Source organism: Paenibacillus sp. MMS18-CY102 (assembly GCF_009789195.1).
Lineage (GTDB): Bacteria > Bacillota > Bacilli > Paenibacillales > Paenibacillaceae > Paenibacillus_T.
This window is the reverse complement of the sequence record NZ_WSTC01000056.1, coordinates 1-17,388: the sequence shown is the minus strand read 5'-3', so window position 1 is coordinate 17,388 and position 17,388 is coordinate 1. Positions and strand designations below refer to the sequence as shown.

15 protein-coding genes and 1 riboswitch are annotated in these 17,388 nt (G+C 51.4%); of the genes, 3 read left to right on the top strand and 12 right to left on the bottom strand.

The features are described 5' to 3' along the window. Positions 1-174: 174 nt before the first annotated feature. The 8 genes from GON22_RS24765 to GON22_RS24730 form a co-directional block, all read right to left on the bottom strand. Positions 175-1,716 carry a response regulator gene (locus GON22_RS24765; protein WP_160398756.1) on the bottom strand — a complete coding sequence of 514 codons (1,542 nt, stop codon included), beginning with the start codon at positions 1,714-1,716 and terminating at the stop codon, positions 175-177. A 63-nt stretch (positions 1,717-1,779) separates the two neighbouring features. Continuing rightward, entirely contained in the window at positions 1,780-3,774 is a 1,995-nt protein-coding gene (locus GON22_RS24760; protein WP_160398755.1) for a cache domain-containing sensor histidine kinase, read from the bottom strand. A gap of 130 nt (positions 3,775-3,904) precedes the next feature. Continuing rightward, positions 3,905-5,578: an extracellular solute-binding protein gene (locus GON22_RS24755; protein ID WP_160398754.1), complete on the bottom strand. Its 1,674-nt coding sequence runs from the start codon at positions 5,576-5,578 to the stop codon at positions 3,905-3,907. A gap of 126 nt (positions 5,579-5,704) precedes the next feature. Continuing rightward, complete coding sequence (locus GON22_RS24750; RefSeq protein WP_160398753.1) at positions 5,705-6,574, bottom strand: carbohydrate ABC transporter permease; 870 nt, start codon at positions 6,572-6,574, stop codon at positions 5,705-5,707. Between the two features lie 55 nt (positions 6,575-6,629). Next, a complete protein-coding gene (locus GON22_RS24745) occupies positions 6,630-7,601 on the bottom strand; it encodes an ABC transporter permease (RefSeq protein WP_160398752.1) in 972 nt (323 codons plus the stop codon). 323 nt (positions 7,602-7,924) lie between these two features. Next, entirely contained in the window at positions 7,925-8,497 is a 573-nt protein-coding gene (locus GON22_RS24740) for a nitroreductase family protein (RefSeq protein WP_160398751.1), read from the bottom strand. An 18-nt stretch (positions 8,498-8,515) separates the two neighbouring features. Next, on the bottom strand, positions 8,516-8,965 hold the full coding sequence (locus tag GON22_RS24735; RefSeq protein ID WP_160398750.1) for a MarR family winged helix-turn-helix transcriptional regulator: 450 nt from the start codon (positions 8,963-8,965) through the stop codon (positions 8,516-8,518). A gap of 105 nt (positions 8,966-9,070) precedes the next feature. Further along, positions 9,071-9,757, bottom strand: coding sequence for a carboxymuconolactone decarboxylase family protein (locus tag GON22_RS24730; protein WP_160398749.1), 687 nt, complete (start codon positions 9,755-9,757; stop codon positions 9,071-9,073). 211 nt (positions 9,758-9,968) lie between these two features. On the opposite strand from GON22_RS24730, the gene GON22_RS24725 reads away from it, so the two are divergent. Beyond that, positions 9,969-10,307, top strand: coding sequence for an ankyrin repeat domain-containing protein (locus tag GON22_RS24725; RefSeq protein WP_160398748.1), 339 nt, complete (start codon positions 9,969-9,971; stop codon positions 10,305-10,307). A 588-nt stretch (positions 10,308-10,895) separates the two neighbouring features. On the opposite strand, the gene GON22_RS24720 is transcribed toward GON22_RS24725, so the two are convergent. Continuing rightward, entirely contained in the window at positions 10,896-12,290 is a 1,395-nt protein-coding gene (locus GON22_RS24720) for an NCS2 family permease (protein ID WP_160398747.1), read from the bottom strand. 131 nt (positions 12,291-12,421) lie between these two features. Next, a riboswitch (purine riboswitch) is annotated at positions 12,422-12,521 on the bottom strand. Between the two features lie 148 nt (positions 12,522-12,669). Here GON22_RS24720 and GON22_RS24715 point away from each other — a divergent pair. Beyond that, positions 12,670-12,864, top strand: coding sequence for a hypothetical protein (locus tag GON22_RS24715; protein ID WP_160398746.1), 195 nt, complete (start codon positions 12,670-12,672; stop codon positions 12,862-12,864). Positions 12,865-12,986: 122 nt separating this feature from the next. Here the strand turns inward: GON22_RS24715 and GON22_RS24710 are convergent, their stop codons facing one another. Together GON22_RS24710 and guaA are read right to left on the bottom strand one after the other, a co-directional pair. Further along, positions 12,987-13,874 (bottom strand): hypothetical protein, encoded by an 888-nt coding sequence (locus GON22_RS24710; RefSeq protein WP_160398745.1) that lies wholly within the window; start codon positions 13,872-13,874, stop codon positions 12,987-12,989. Between the two features lie 372 nt (positions 13,875-14,246). Then, positions 14,247-15,785, bottom strand: a complete 1,539-nt coding sequence (gene guaA, locus GON22_RS24705; RefSeq protein WP_160398744.1) for a glutamine-hydrolyzing GMP synthase — start codon at positions 15,783-15,785, stop codon at positions 14,247-14,249. 283 nt (positions 15,786-16,068) lie between these two features. On the opposite strand from guaA, the gene GON22_RS24700 reads away from it, so the two are divergent. Beyond that, entirely contained in the window at positions 16,069-16,893 is an 825-nt protein-coding gene (locus tag GON22_RS24700) for a (2Fe-2S)-binding protein (protein ID WP_160398743.1), read from the top strand. A 78-nt stretch (positions 16,894-16,971) separates the two neighbouring features. Here the strand turns inward: GON22_RS24700 and GON22_RS24695 are convergent. Further along, a partial coding sequence (locus GON22_RS24695) for a hypothetical protein (protein WP_160398742.1) occupies positions 16,972-17,388 on the bottom strand: 417 nt, incomplete at its 5' end.

The window sequence follows — 17,388 nt, the reverse complement described above, 5'->3', positions numbered from 1 at the left end:
CTCCACCTGGAACGGAGGGCGTAAAGCGTTAAACCATACTTTTTTTCCTTTAAATACAGCTCCGATAAAACAAAGAGAAACCCAGCGTTTTGAAAAAACGTGGGTTTCTCTACAATCTGAGGGCAGATTCCTCTGCCCTATTTCACTGCCCTTCCTGCACGGATCCACTCTGCCCTATTCCTCCAGCCCAAATTTGCGCCGATACTCCGTCGCGCTGATTCCTTCCAGCTCGCGGAATACGCGGTTAAACTGCTTCACATTCTCGAAGCCTACCTGCTCGCCGATTTCGTATACTTTGGCGCCCGTCGCCTGCAGCAGCTCCTTCGCTTTGGCGATCCGCAGTTTTTTCAAATAAACAACGAAACTTTCGCCCGTATATGCCTTAAAGGTCTCGCTAAAGTACGAATAGTTTAGCGATACATGGTTCGATACCATCGCCATATTCAAATCGTCTGCATAATGCGCTTCAATATATTCAACGGCCTTGCGCATTTCCTTGTGCGCCAAATGTGCGGACTTCACATTGCGAATATAGTCGTCGAGTTTAAACACGAAAGTATCAACAGCACGCGCATAATCGGCTACCGTCTCGAACCGGAATGGATCGCCTGCCCGTTTATACATTCGGATGATCTCGACCGACTCTTCCCCGTACTGCCGAAACGCCTCGTCGAACACGCGCTCATTCAGCAATCGACTCACACTCTCGACATAACCGATATCGAACCGAGATACCCGTTTGCGGTCAAACAGCTCCTCAAGCAGCTGCTTCATCTCCGCTTCCCGTCCCGTTCCCAGCATATTTGCCAGCTTGCGAACGGTTTCCACAGGCGCCTCAAATACATGCTCCAGCCGCTCAGCATCCTCATATCGAATGATGCCAGGCTGTGCTTGAAGCAGCCGATGCTTAAGCGCGTGCTTCGCTTCTGCATAAGCAACAGGCAATAAGCCCAATCGCTCCATATGCGTGCTTACGCCGACGGATAGCTCTTTCCCGCCTGGTTTGCCTGACCATTCCTGCATAATGCGGGTGATTTGCTCCTCATGCTTGAGCAAGAGCGCGAAGTGCCCGTCTTTATCAACGACGCCGCATGCGCCTCCATCACGAATTCGCTCTGATAAAGCCTGCTCCAGCCCATGCCACGTAAAACCATCCTCCGCTACACGCAACACAGCAACCGTAAACCCATTCTCGAAGACAGAAAGCCCATTCTCACGGCATTTAAGCTCAATCTCTTCCTCTGCCAAATCAGCCGACATGAGAAGATAACCAAGCTGGGCGGAACGAAGCGCTGCACTTAACCGTTCTACCGCATGAAGCTGCCCATCGACACGCTCCTTCGACACTCGCTCTTGCTCTGCACGTTCGACCGCTTGGAACAGCTCTTCCCGCACGATTGGCTTCAGCATATATTCATTAACGCCATATCGGATCGCTTCCTTGGCATAATGAAAGTCGTCGAACCCGCTCAAAATAATCGTCTCGGGACGCCCTTCCAGCTTAGCCGTTCTCCGAATCAACTCCAGCCCATCCACGCCAGGCATTCGTATGTCCGTAATCATAATATCGATTGTTGATGACGCAAGTAACTCTAGCGCTTCAGCACCATCCGCTGCGAACAACAATTCATACCGGTCTGGGAATTGCCGCTCCAGCATTGCCTTCAAACCAAGGCGAATATTACGCTCGTCATCTACAATTAACAATTTTCGCATCCACGCTTCGCCTCCATGTCGACCTTGCCATCTTGTATGCAGCATGTTCGTATTCCCGATATGCTAAGCATTGCGTTCAGAGAGAGGAATGGTCATAACGACGCGCGTGAACGCCCCCTCCTCGCTTTCCACCCTTAATCCATAGCCCTTGCCATAATGGAGCCAAATGCGTTGTTGGACATTCAGCAAGCCGATTCCTCCAGCATCCCCCGTCGCTACGCCTGCGGCTAGGCTCCCCGCAGCTGTGACAACCGGCCCGACAGGCTGTTTGCCTCCACCTTTGCCATGCTCCAATCCATCGCTGCCATTGGCTGCTCTCATTCCGTTCATGCTACCGCTGAGCTTCCAATTCAGCCCCTCCAGTTGCTCCTCCCGCATGCCGATGCCATTATCCTCAACGACAATTTCGAGGCTATCTTCCAGCGCTACGACCGTAATCGCAATGACTAACTGGCGCATCGCCCCTCTTGGAAACTGGGAGCCGTGTTTAATCGAATTCTCGACAATAGGCTGCAGCGACATCTTGAGCACTTCATGCCTTAGCCAAACCGAATCGATATCGGTCGTTAGCCCCATTCGTTCCTCGTACCGAATATTCATTATCGCAATATAGTTGTTGATATGATTGATTTCTTCCCGCAGGCTGACATAATCGCTCGTCCATCGCAAGCTATAACGCATCAAGCCGCCTAATGACGTGAGCGCGTCCGATATGTCCCGCTGGTCCTCAATCTCAGCCATCATTTTAATATTCTCAAGCGTATTGTATAAAAAATGAGAATCAATCTGATTTTTAAGCGTCCGAAGCTCTGCTTCTTGTGTTGCCGCTTGCTTCATAACCGCATCAGCAATGAGCTCATTAATTTTTTTGACCATTTTGCGGAAGTGATGCGCCAGCTCGCCGACCTCCCCGCCTCCCCTGATCGTCAGATCAATGTGGAAGTCCCCTTGCCGCACGCGTTTCATCGATTCCGTCAATTGATGAAGCTTTTTCAAAATAATGCCGTTCAAAAAATACGTCGCCACGGATACAGCCGCGAACAAAATAATAAAAGCTGCAATGATTTGGTTCCTCGTGCGCTTAACATCTTTAAAGATCGCCTCAAGCGGCGATAAATTAACCAGGTATCCGTCAATCTTCTCTACATATTGATAGGCAGCAAGATAATCGCGGCCATTTACGGCAAACCGAATGCTGGCAGATTCAACATTATCCTTATCCAGTTCTGGCGCTAGCCCGCCCGCCGGCAGGCGCTGAGCGAGCTGCGATTGCAATTCGCCGACAGCCATCTCCTTCGGAAGCGAATCCTTCCCATGAAACAGTTGGCCTTCATTATCGAGCACAACCATGCGCGATTGGCCCGGATCTTGATTGTTAAAGACATTCGGGAAAAAGTTTTGCATCAGCATGTCGATTTCCATAATGCCCACATGCTTGCCCGTTGGATATTCAATTTCACGCAGCAACGCGATTTTCGGCTCACTCACCACGCCCGTCGATTCCGTCCATTGGAGCGGCTCCTTATCCGTTCGCTCGAATGACCACAGCTCTTTGCCATTCATTTGGTTGACCCGATCGTACCATTTTTCTTTCCAAACGCGATGTTCCTTCAAAATAACGGGCCACAGCTCGGTCACATTCTGGCCATCGCTATAGAGCCGAATATGCGCCAAATTGGGGTTGTTGAATTGCAGCCGAATAATATTCGAGATCGCATTATCTTTGAGCTCGATGAGCTCGCTTGCATTAGCTTCGCCTGTACGCTGGAGGTAATAGAGCACATCCTTATCGGAAATGGATAGCTGCGCTGCGCGCTCCATCGTTTCGATATTGTTCTGGACATTGATCGCTTCGATGTTCAGTGCGCCTCTGAGCTTAATTTCCTCATCCTGCAGGTCGTTGTCTGCAAGCTGGTTAAACATATACACCGATACGATAATGCCCGGAATGAACAAAATGAGTATGTAGGCGGCGAACAGGCGGCGCTGCAAAGACATTTGTTCCATGCGAAACCTCACCCGCTGCAGCGTTTGGTTTAATCGTGCTCGCATCCCCATTTTCATTTCTGCTCCTTCCAGCTCAGCATACTAGCAACTTTTTTTGTTTTATTATAACTCGAAAAACCCGACGGAATCGGGTTTTTCGAATTTTCGATATGAGATGATGCGAGGGTTGTAAGCTGAAAGCTTACTTAATGAACTCAGCGAGCTTCTTAACATTCGATTCGAAAATCGACTGTTGGTATGCTTGCACTTTAGCAAAGCCAGCTTCGTCACGTTTTTTCAGGTAGTCGTTGAAGATTTTGTCGAACTCTTCATCCGAACCTGCGAGCAACATCTTAGGCAGTGCTTTACCGAACAGGTGCGTTACTTTATTTTGAATAATGCCTTCTTCGGAGTTGCCTGTCGGATTGATTTGCTCATATTGCGAGAAGCTCTTCGTTTTGCCTTTCGTCCACTCTTCAAGCGATTTGAAAGGCTCTACAGGTGGCGTCAGCCATTGCATTTGAATGTTCGTATCCATCAGCATCCAGAATGTGAAGGAAGAACCGTATTCTTTGTCAAACGCGGAGCGGTCAGTATCGAGCAACTTCTTAACTTCCGGCTTGAATGTGTCTTTGCCGTCGATCGTGTCGTAGGACACGCCTTTTTCACCGAGGAACAGGTCTTTGTTGCCTTCTTCACTGACCAGGTAGCTCAGGAAGCGAATTGCTCTTGCTTTGTCTTTTACTTTCTTGGAGATCAGCGTTACCGTCCAACCGGAGATGCCAGGGCCTGTCAGCGTAGGAGCTTCCAGCTTGCTGTTAGCCGGTCCATCTACAGCAACGTAAATCGAGTTAGGGTCTTTCGCGAACAATGCGTTTTGTTGGGCAGCAAAGTCTGTACGTTGGTACAGCATTGCGAAGTAACGGCCTTGTGCGATTTTTTCTTCCATTTGTGGACGTTTGTCTACAAAGATATCTTTCGCCAGCAATCCGTCTTGCGAAGCTTGGCGGAGCGTTTTGAGCCACGATACATATTCTGGATCCGTCGCGCGGTCATAGATTTTGCCGTCTTTTTCCCATGGAACTGCCAAGAAGTTTTGCAGGTAGTCCTGGAGGGAAGCATTGCCCGTGTCCGTGAACTCATGCAAGCCGAGTGGAATCATCGGTTGGCCGTTCACTTCTGGGAACTTCTCTTTCGCCAGCTTCAGTGCATTCAGGAAGCCTTCTGGCGTACGCATGTCAGGGCTGCCGATTGCTTCATACATATCTTTGCGAACGACGAATGTTTGGTTCGACGTGTAATCGCGTTGGTATTTCTCGAAGTCTTTCGGCGACGAGGAGGCATTCGGATAGCCGTATACATTGCCGTCAGGTTGTGTGTACCAAGCCAGTTTAGCCGGGTCAGCTACTTTCATGAAGTACGGATCGTACTCTTCAGCCAGCTTGTTCAGCGGCTCTACGAGTCCACCTTCGATCATTTGCTTCACGCCGTCTTCATACCAGCCGAGCGTGATGAAGTCTGGCATTTCGCCGGACGCGATCATCGTGTTCAGCTTCTCGTTCTCGTTGCCTGCTGGCACGATGAAGTTAACGTTAACGCCTGTTTTCTTCGTGATGTATTGCGACGTTTTGTCAACGCCCCATTTATTTGGGAACCAAGAGAAGTTCAAGTACCAATCAAATGTGATTGGGGATGTGTCTAATTTCCAGCCTGGCTCATCCGGGTTTACTTTCGCCGTTTCTGTTGCTGCTGTAGTTGGTGCTTTCGTGTCCTTAGCTGGATCGTCTTTTTTATCGCCGCCCGAACAGCCCGAGAGGGTCAGTGCTACGAGTGCGCCAACGATTGCGATGCTAGTCCACTTCCGTGTTTTGACCATTCCATCTACCCCACTTCTTCTTTTTATTGTATGAACAAGTCGCGCCAGATACAAGTCAACAATTCCCTGCCTGAGCATGACGAGTTTCAACCATTGTGCTAAAGACCGCCCCAAGATGGCCTTGGCTTAGCCCTTAACTGCGCCAATCATAAGTCCCTTCACAAAATACTTCTGGAGGAAAGGATACGCCACTACGATTGGCAGCGTGGTAACGACCATCGTTGCAAGCTTAACGGATTGCGATGTTACGCTCTTGCCAATGCCGCCTGGCATCGATGCAATCATCTGGCTCGAGCTGGATTGGGCTACAACCCGGAATAAGTACGTCTGAATCGGCTGCAGGTCTACGTTGTTGATGTAGATGATGCCGGTAAAGAAGTCATTCCATTGGTACACCCCGTGGAACAGGGCGATCGTCGCAAGAACCGGAAGCGATACCGGCAGTACAATCTTAACGAAGATCGATAAGTCACCAGCACCGTCAATGCGGGCCGCTTCATCAAGCGCATCCGGAATGTCCCGGAAGAACGCCAGGAAGATGATGAGGTCGAAGAAGCTGAACATTGCCGGAATGATGTAGACAAGGAAGCTATCTAGCATATGAAGATCCCGAATGAGCAGGAAGGTCGGGATAAGTCCGCCTGAGAAAAACATCGTGATCGTTCCCACGTACATATAGAACTTCCGTCCTATCAATTCCTTGCGAGATAGCGCATAAGCAACCATCGCCGTGAACAGCACGTGCACCACTGTACCGATCAGCGTCTTCGCAACCGTTACGCCCATCGCTGTCATGATGCCGGAGTTCTTGAACACCGCCTCGAAGCTTTCGATGCTGAACACCCGCGGCCACCAGTAGATGCCGCCGCGCATCGCGTCTTGGCCTTCGTTAAATGCATTTACAAGGACGTACCAGATGGGATATAGCGTTACGAAGCAGATGAGCAGCATGCCCAATCCGTTCAACACATCGAACGTTGTCTCCCCGGCCGTCATACGGTTTCGTCTCCACACGGTTAACCATCCACCTTCTCTATTATCTCTTGCCGTTCTAGAACAACGAAGTTTTTGTCAGCTTTTTGGATACGCCATTAGCAAGCAGCAGCAAAATGAGCGCAATAACCGATTTGATCAATCCAATTGCCGTCGAGTACGAATAACGGCCTTGCTGGATACCCATTTGATACACATAAATGTCGATAACGTTACTTGCGCTCTCATTCAAGCTGTTGCGCAGAACGAGTATCTGGTCGAAGTTGGAGTTGAGCACGCCGCTTACTGCAAGAACGAACAGAATCGAAATCGTGCCTTTAATTGAAGGAAGCGTGACATACCACATTTTTTGCAGCCGTCCCGCGCCGTCAATCGTCGCCGCCTCATAGAGGTCAGGAGATACGCTGGCAATTGCGGCCAAGTAGATGATAGCCGACCAACCAAGTTCCTTCCAAATATCCGATGCAATGACGATGGACCAGAAGTACTTCGGCTCTGCCAAATAAGTAATTGGCTCATCAATCAGGTGAAGCCCCTTTAACAAATCGTTGACGATGCCGACATCCGCCAGCCAAGTCGCCATAATGCCGCCGAGGATAACCCATGACAAGAAGTGGGGCAGGTAAGAAATCGTCTGAACCGCTTTCTTGAACCGAATTGACCGAATTTCATTAAGGAATAGTGCGAACAAGACCGGGAGCGGAAATCCGACGAACAGCTTGATCAAGCTAATGCCAAGCGTGTTGCGAATAACATTGCCTAGCTCATCATCTTCAAAGAATGCTTTAAAGTGCTCTAGTCCCGCCCATGGCGCTTCCGTAATGGATTGTGTGATGACATAGTTTTTAAATGCGATGATAATCCCGTACATCGGAATGTAATTGAAGATGACCATCCATGCGACGCCGAGCAGCACCATAATCTGCAGTGTGCGCTGTGCAACGAACTTACGCACCAGCTTTCGCCCTCGTCCAACCTGGACGACTGCGGAGCTTGCCGGACTAACATTGTTTATTGGGGTTTTCACCATGCTAACCTCCGCTTTCGCTTATTTCATTTGTAAGCGCTTAATAATTTCTATATTGATTGTATAGGTCAGGCGCGTACAGAAACAGGCTTCGAATTTCGTAAATGGTCTCAATTTTTCGGAACTTCACCCAAATTCATAGGCATGAGGGTCTAAAAGTGACGTTTTTCGAGCATCTTATGCACCTTAACGACATTGTATAGGGGTTACATGGCATGGCCATCCATGACTCAAGGTACAGTTGGCCCCGTTCCATTTCACGCAAAAAAGCTGCTAGGGCGTCGGCCCCAACAGCTTCTTCTGTACATGTGTTTGATCAACCAATGTTAGCCTTCCAGCCACACCGTCTTCGACGCTGCCGCTTGGCGTTTGCCTGCCGGAGGCACTAGATCAGGGTAACCAATATACACGAGCGCTACGAGCTTCTCGCTCTCGCTCAGCCCAAATGCATCGTGCATAAGCGGATGATACATCGGATCTCCACTGCGCCATACAGCCCCGAGCCCTAAAGCATGGGCGGTGAGCAGCAAGTTCTGAACCGCAGTATGGGCAGCAGCCAATTCCTCAATCGCCGTGACGCGTGGGCTATCAGAAGGCGTACATACAACCGCGATGACAACGGGTGCCCGCAGCGCTTTGGCACGTTCTTTGTCCAATCGGTCCTCTAGCGCTTTGCCTTCCATATCTTGCAACGACCCCGCAGCAATACTAGCATACGCTTCACCAAGCGTCTGCCTGCCATCACCGGCCATTACGATGAACTTCCAAGGCTCCGTGCCATGGTGATTCGGTGCCCAAGTCGCCGCCTCAATCAACTGCTCAATAAGCGCACGCTCCACCGGATCGGGCTTCACTTTGCCGATGCTCCGGCGATTTCGGATTGCTTCTTCTAGTAACATGAATCGTTCCTCCTCGTATTAATGCTCAAAATTATGGTCGATCCGCTTCATCCACATCAGCATAAGCGCAACCTCTTCTTCCGAAAATTGCTGCCGGATTCGCTGCTCGCCCTCCTCCACAATCGCAAGCGCATCAGGCTGCAGCGCCTCTCCGCTTTCGGTCAAGTAGATTCGGTTTACGCGCGTGTCAACCTTATCGGTCTCCCGCCTAATCAAGCCTTTCTCCTCTAGGCCTTTCAGCAGAAACGTAGTCGATGCCGGTTGGATGCCGAGTACGCGGACGATTTGCTTCTGCGTAACGCCTTGTTCTTCCCATAACATCATCAGTACGCCGAGCTGCGAATTCGTAATGCCAAGCTTCTCAAGCCGATGATCAAGGAAATTGCATACGTTACGGTAATTGCGTTTCAACCAAAATCCGAGCTTGGATACTAACAGCTGGTCCATCCGCCTCACTCTTTTCGCCATAATCGTTTCTTTTTATCGTACATCAGAAACCGATCAGGGAAAAGGGCAAGGCAGCCCAGAGCTTCGAGGAGGAACGGGATTACAGCATGCTGATCTTGCTTTCAGCTAAAATGATGCGCTTGGCGGCGTTTGGACCGTCACTTTATCGAATGCTTCCAGCGCATGAACGCCATGAACGAGCACGTAGCCCGCATTAACAGCCCCTCCAACCACTACTCCTTCCGCTATCTCTTCACGCGTTCCCCCAAGCCCGGCAAACCTGCGCGTATGCTGCTCGATGCTGTAAGCACAGCCAACGGCATGCGCGATAATAACGGCGATAAGTGCTTTCGTTCTATCGTCGACTGCTCCACCGGCCAAGGCCTGATCCGTGAAACGATCGAATGATTCAAAGGTCTCGGGAGACAATCCCCTCAGCCCGGCAATCGCTTCGGCTGTCATTGGGGGATACAACGAATCCTCGCGCGCCCCTTGAAAAGCCGCCAACGCATTCGTCCCATGGAGCATAACTGTCTCTGCCTGAATGACGCTTGCTGCAAGAACCGCTTCTGCAATTTCCTGCGCGGTCCCTTGCTGTCCCTTGAATTTGCCGACATGCACGTCAATGCAATACGGGCATCCGGTTACATGCGCAACGGCGACAGCGATTAGTTCTTTCGTATGCACGGACAGCACGCGGGGCTCGAAGGCCTGGTCCATGAACCGGTAATACGTTTTGGCCGCTTCTGGCACCAGCTTTTGCAGCTCGGGCAGGCGGGCAAGATTTGAGCGTTTGTACAGCGCATCCTCCATTTACAATCCCCTCCATTTTCTAAGATATTTATTATGATATCTAACTAAATGGTTGGTGTCAATCGCTAGTTTAACGACGGATATTCGGCAAATTTCCGTTAGACACTCTACTCAATTTAGTTAGATAATTAACTAAATGAAAGGCACCATTTTTGCTTCATGCACATAGGATAGGGAACGGATAAATTTCACTTTGGAGGCTTGGCTATTTATGACGCAACGCAACTTCCCCCGACGGCCGATGTTAGCCCGCGAACTTCCGCCTGTCGACCCCGCAATGCTAGAGCGTTCCGCACGCACCTTCCAGCCGATGGTACAAGATGCATCCAAGCTAATCAGCCGGCTATCCGAGCGTTCCTTCGCAACGCCACTAATGGCTGCTGCCCAAGCCGGGCATCAACAGGAAGTCGACCGCATGATTCGGACGGTAGCTACCAACTCCCGCATTCAAACCAAATACACACCGAGCGGCATCGTACTCACAATCGAACCCTCGGACGCTGCGTCCACCTGCTGTAACTTGACGATGACGTTGAAGTGGGGCTTGTAGCACGCTAGCCGACTGCCGGTTGGTGGTGAGCAGAATTGTTACTGTTGGCCCTCCTCAGGCTGGTGATCTTGCTTGTAACTGACAGGCTTACTCCGGATGGCGATCGGACTTGATACTGGTGGGTTGCTCCAACTGGCGATCGGGCTGATGTGGGTGCTCATACTTTTTGCGGGGCTTGCTCGTTAGTGCAGATGATCGCACTCTTGCGGGGCTTGCTCGTAACTGGTGCAGATACTCAGGCCTACTTTTGTTCTTAAACCAACTCAGATTTCTGGCTCCGGGTCCCTAACGGACTCCAGATCCGTTATTCGCGGCAAAACTCACGTTTCCAAATTCTAACGGACTCCACGGTCCTTATTGCACTACTTTGCTTGTGTTTTAGGCCTATTTCTCCTCAATAACGGCCCCTGAGTCCGTTAGAATCACAATCGCCCTCATAAAGCATGAATAAGGGCTCCTGAGTCCGTTAGAGTTCGAAGATGCTTCGGCTGTTGGCGTTACTTGCTCCGCGCGGGCCTTCAGCCCAAACCAAAAACACCCCCGCGCCGGTCCGCGCAGGGGTGTTGGTCATTCCAGCATGCAACCAGCTTAGCCTTGGCTGCCGATATATACATAACGGACGATAACGAGAATGGCCAGAATCCACATAAGCGCGTGGATTTTGTAGCCGCCGTTTTGGTCGCCTTTTTTCGCTACGTTCGCGATTGCCGCGAGCAGCACGTACGATACGATACCGAACGAGATGCCGTTAGCGATGTTGTACGTGAACGGCATAAGCGCCAGCGTCAGGAACGAAGGAATCGCATACACCATATCGGAGAAGTCGATCTCCTTCACCGACGACATCATCAGCACGCCGACGATGACGAGCGCTGCTGCCGTTGCCGAGCCTGGAACGAGTGCCACCAGCGGCGACAAGAACAGCGCAAGCAAGAAACATACGCCCGTCGTAATCGAAGTCAAGCCTGTCCGGCCGCCTTGTGCTACGCCAGCGGAGCTTTCGACGAAGGCCGTTACCGTACTCGTGCCGAGCACCGCGCCGCCGCCAACTGCTACTGCGTCGACGAGCATTGCTTTACCAACACGCTTCTTGCCCTCTTCTGGATTCTTCATGAAGCCAGCACGGTTAGCCGTACCAACCAGCGTACCGAACGTATCGAACAATTCAACGAACGTGAACGTCAGAACGACAGAAATGAGGCCAGCTTCCATCACCCCGTTAAAATCAAAGTGCCAGAAGTTCATCGCGCCAAAGTCCGGTGCCCATGTTTTGCCCGACAGCGTGTCAGACACGTTCACTTCACCCATCAAAATCGCAATAATCGTCGTGCCGATAATGCCCCACAGGATCGCGCCCGGCACGCGCAGCACCATCAGAATCGCAATCAAGAAAATGCCGATGATCGTCAGGACAACGCCGTTGTTCTCCAGACTGCCCATGTGGAATACCGTCTCAAAGCCGAATACATCTGTGAAAATGCCTTTCGGCACTTCCGTTACTGTGTTCTCAACAGCAACCGTCAGCAGGCCGCTATTTTTCAAACCGATAATTGTAATAAACAAGCCGATGCCGGCTGTAATTGCATGCTTCAAGCTGTCCGGCACAGCCGTGATCAGCATTTGGCGAACCTTCGTAACCGTCAGAACGATGAAGATCAGACCGGAGATAAATACTGCGGTTAGCGCGATTTCCGGCGAGATTTTGCCATTCGAGGTCAGTACTGTTGTTGCAAAATAAGCGTTAAGCCCCATGCCCGGCGCAAGCGCTACTGGGAAGTTTACGAACAAGCCCATCGCGATTGTGAAAATGCCGCCTGCGAGCGCTGTCGCGAGAAACACCGCGGTCCAATCCAGCCCAGTCGAAGACAAGATATTCGGGTTAAGCGCGAGAATATACGCCATGGTCATGAAAGTCGTCAAGCCCGCCATGATCTCTGTCCGCACATTTGTTCCCTGTTCCTTTAAACGAAAGAAACGATCCATTTTTGTAATAAGCCTCCCCAAAAAATGTGTTGGAACAAACAAAAAACCTACGAAAAATGCGGCTTTACGCCACGCATCTCTCCTAGGTTCCGCAAAAACAGGAAAATCATACACGCAGGACCGGTGCGCGCAGATTATCCCTGTCTTTTCGTAGCCAGATCATTACGGTGATCTTGTAGAGACTCTCAAGCCAATTCTTGAGATTATACGAAAATATCGTTATTTGTTTGTCGAAAATTGTCCTTTATTATTCTAAGTAGTGACCCTGTAGGTTGTCAACGGCTATTTATTTCCGCTAACGCTCTTGAATCATGAACAGGAAGACGTTACAGTAATTGGTAAGCGGACTGCTGTGTCCCGAGCATCGTGGAGGTGTCCATTGAAAACCTTTCTTCGCGTCATTTGGAAAAATATGAAACTATTCTTAAGCCTTTATCTCTTCTTCAGGCCAACCGATGAAGCTGTTGCGTCCGCTGCTCGCCCGCCGATCTGGTCACGAGTTGCCGCTTACGCTACGCTCGCGATTATGGTTAGTGCCGTGCTTTATATCAAAATCACTTGGGGGCAGAAATAACCGCAGAATGGCATGAAGTGAATGAAGGCTAATCCAGTTACGATTTCATGCAAAAGCATAAACAAAGACAGGCAGGGGAAATTTTCCGCTCTGCCTGTCCCCGTTTGTCCATATCGGCGAGTTTAGCTTACACTGGCCGCTGTCGAATCAGCTTTGCCCTTGCCGTGTCCCGGACCGCCTTTGCCTCCATGGACGCCTCCGCCAAAGCCAGCTCCCTTCTCGCCATTCACAATCGCCGCTGCATGCTCCGCCAGCTTCGCAGCCTGCTCATCGTACTGCGCTTGCGTCAGCTTCCCGTTCGCCAGCCGTGCGTCCAGCTTCTCTTTCAGCACCGCTTCTACTGCCTTCGTAACGACAGCTGCGTCAACGCTTTTCGCCTTAGCGATGTCAGCAAGCGACTTGCCGCCTTGCAGCTCCGTTTTCAGCTCGTCGGCCGTTAGGCCAAGCGCTTTGGCTACCGTTTCATTAGCGAAAGGTGCATGGAAGCCACCATGCCCGCCTTTGCCACCGCGTTCGCCGGCGAAGCCAGCGCCCTTCTCGCCGTTAACGATTGCCGTCGCATGCTCCGCCAGCTTCGCAGACTGTTCATCATACTTCGCCTGCGTCAGTTTCCCGTCCGCCAGCCGTGCATCCAGCTTCTCTTTCAGCACCGCTTCTACTGCCTTCGTAACGACAGTTACGTCAACGCTTTTCGCCTTCGCGATGTCAGCAAGCGACTTGCCGCCCTGCAGTTCCGTTTTCAGCTCGTCCGCCGTCAGGCCAAGCGCTTTGGCTACCGTTTCATTAGCGAAAGGTGCATGGAAGCCTTTATGGTCGCCGCCTTTTCTGCCGCCCTTATTTCCAGTTGCCGTATCCTTCGTGGAATCGGAAGCGCTCGCCTTAACACTAGAGGAGCCCGTCGCCGATGCAGCTGCGTTTACTACGCCGTCACTTAACCATGCGCCAGCACTTACAGTCAATGCCAATGCAAGGGCACTTACTGCCATAAATTTCGCTCTCTTGTTTCTCATCTTCATTCCGCCTCTCAATAAGTTTTCTATTCGCCGTCGAATGTCCTCAACCGTAAGCAACCATATCTGGATCATTGTCAGATCGGAAGGTCTCTTCCCCTCTTGCTATTACTATAGCCATGCAAGCTGAACTGGGCATTAACCCCAACTGAAAGTGGGCTGAAAATGAAAAAAACCTCGTAGGCCCTGATGGCCTGTGAGGTTTTTCTGGGTATCCATAGACATTCTGTATCTATTATTGTTTCACTTTGTAGCATGGAGTGTTTTCATTAGACGTGATAATTAAAACATTAATGGCCTTATCCTTTCTTTCTCAACAAAAAAAGCTTCGCTAACCGTTGTAGGTTGCGAAGCTTTTTACGTTCTATTTGACTATTCCCACTCAATCGTTGCCGGTGGCTTCGACGTTACGTCGTAAACGATCCGGTTCACGTTCTCAACTTCGTTAACGATACGAACCGAGATTTTCTCCAGCACGTCCCAAGGGATGCGCGCCCAGTCTGCCGTCATGCCGTCGATGGACGTTACAGCGCGGATACCGACCGTGTACGAATACGTACGCGCGTCGCCCATTACGCCAACGCTCTTCATGTTCGGCAATGCTGTGAAGTACTGCCAGATCTCGCGATCCAGGCCAGCCTTCGCGATCTCGTCACGCAAAATCGCATCGGATTCGCGTACGATATGCAGCTTGTCCTCTGTTACTTCGCCCAGTACACGAATCGCAAGACCCGGGCCTGGGAACGGTTGACGCTGTACGATAGCGTCTGGAAGGCCGCACTCGGAGCCTACTTTGCGAACCTCGTCCTTGAACAATGCTTTGAGCGGTTCAACGAGCTCGAATTTCATATCTTCTGGCAAGCCGCCAACATTGTGATGCGACTTGATCGTTTGCGCCGTAGCAGTGCCGCTCTCAACGATATCAGTGTAAAGCGTGCCTTGCGCCAAGAATGCGAAGTCGCCCAGCTTAGCCGATTCTTCATCGAACACGTAGATGAACTCGTTGCCGATGATTTTACGTTTTTGCTCCGGATCGGATACGCCTTTCAGCTTGCCTAAGAAGCGTTCGCTCGCATCGATTTTAATAACTTTCATATCGAATTTGCCTACGAACGTTTCCATAACGCTCTCAGCCTCATCCTTACGGAGCATGCCGTGATCGATGAACATACACGTCAGTTGATCGCCGATTGCTTTGTGAATGAGCATCGCTACTACCGAGGAGTCAACACCGCCGGACAGCGCGCAGAGCACTTTTTTGTCTCCGACCTGCTCGCGGATGTCCTTGATCGTATCTTCGATGAACGTAGTCATGCTCCAGTTGCCTTCGCAGCCGCACACATTATAAAGGAAGTTGCGAATCATTTCGTTGCCGTACTCCGAGTGGCGTACTTCCGGATGAAATTGCACCGCATGGAAGTTGCGAGTTGCATCGCTCATCGCGGCGATTGGCGCATGCTCCGTGCTGCCCGTTACTTGGAAGCCGGCTGGCGGCTCAACGACCAAGTCGCTGTGGCTCATCCATACCGTTTGCTTCGCGTCAAGGCCGCTCGTCAGTGCGAATTCCGATACGAAATCAACTTCTGCTTTGCCATATTCGCGTTTGCCCGCACGTTGCACTTTGCCTTCGAGCTGATGCGACATCAGCTGCATGCCGTAGCAAATGCCGAAAATCGGAACATTCAGGTCATACACAGCCGGATCAACCAGCGGCGAGTTTTCTTCGTATACGCTTGCCGGACCGCCAGAGAAGACGATGCCCTTCGGATTGATTTCGCGAAGACGCTCTGCAGTCGTGTTGTACGGCAGCAGCTCGCTGTAAACGCCCAAGTCACGAATACGGCGCGCAATCAGCTGGTTGTACTGTCCGCCAAAGTCCAAGACAACGATAATTTCGTTCGGTTTGTTCATGAGATCCTCCTAGTTATGTTCGCCAAAAAAATATATCAACGCCTAAGCTGTTGAGATCATAGAGATTGGACAATTGTAGTCATTATATATAACCGCCTTCGAACCAGTCAAGGAAAGCAGGCGGTTCTCTCGTATTGACATGAATATTGAGAACCGTTATCATCTATATCAACGATAATGATAATTTTTCTCACTACATATCAATCGCGATAGAGCGTGTTCTTGAAGCTGAATGTTAGCCTGTTTCGAATGCTCTCTTCCTAAAATAAAGGAGCTGAACGCTTTGTTCACACCCGAAGAACGCCAGCTGATGAACCATCAATTCGGCTTGAGCTTCGAGCCTCACCCGTCGCCCATCGCAACGTTCAAGCTGATCGACCTATTCGAGGATGCGCCTATGCAGCAGCTAATCGACGTATACAACTCGCTTATTAAAGGGCTGGAGCCATCTGTAGGCGCGATGTACTTCACCTCTTCCATTATTATGTTCAGCGCAGCGCTGCATTATATGGTGGCGAAACATCCTCAGGCAATTGATTTTGCGCCGGAGCGCTTCAGCGCAGAGGTCGTATTCATTGACGGCCAGTACTCCTATTACACGGTGCGCTTCCGCGTGGACAAAGCCGTTCCGGTCGATATCCGTCAACAGGAGGAGCATCGGATTGAGCAGCGCAACGAGCTGTTTGCCCGCTTGTACAGCAAAACAATTCGTCCGATGATCGAGTCGCTCCACCGTGTCACGGGCACGCCGCTCGTCCAAATGTGGGGGTCGTTCCCTCGCATTACATACACATATGAACATTTGATCGCCCAAGAGCAGGACGAGGTGTTGCGCAAACGTCTCGAGGACGACTATAGCTACATCAAGGAAGATATGCCTGCGGATGCTTTTGGCATGAAGCGCAACCCATACAGGCATAAGTACACACTACTCGACAACCCGTACAACCCAGATGAGCCGTACAAAATGAAACCAACCTGCTGTATGTTCTACCGCACGGAAGAAGGCTATTACTGCTACACTTGCCCGCGTCTGAAACCTAAAGACCGGGAAGAGCGCCGGCAAAAAATACTCGCAGATCTCGCATTGCAACAGGCCAACGGCTAAGCCGTTGGCCTGTTTTTTTTGAGATGGACGCTGGGTAGGGCGCGCCGATGGCGCGGTGATAGGGCAGGTTTTTATGCCCTATTGCTGTTGGTTTGGTGCTAGCGTGTTGCTTCGAGCTGGTGAACCGCTTGGCCGGCGTGCGCGCTGCAGCGTTCGGAACACCTCCGCCACCTCATCGGCGGGTGGCGGATCGAACGCATCGGCGCCGCCATAGCGCGCCGCTTCGTCCCAGCGCAGGCAGCGCTCCAGCGCCGCCCGCGCTTCGCTCGCGAGCGGCAAGCTCGCGCCATAGGCACGCGCGCTCTGCGCCGCTGCGCGCGCGCCTAACCGGCGCTCGACGCGCCGCCATAGCGCGTCCGACGCGGCAACGTACCGCGCCCGCGTAAGCGCCGCGCTTGGCGCGCCAGCGCCTGCTGCGCGTGCATAGCCGCGCAGCGCTGCGGCTACGCCGCGGCGGCGCAGCCCGGCGGCGCCGAGCGCCGCCAGCGCGCACAC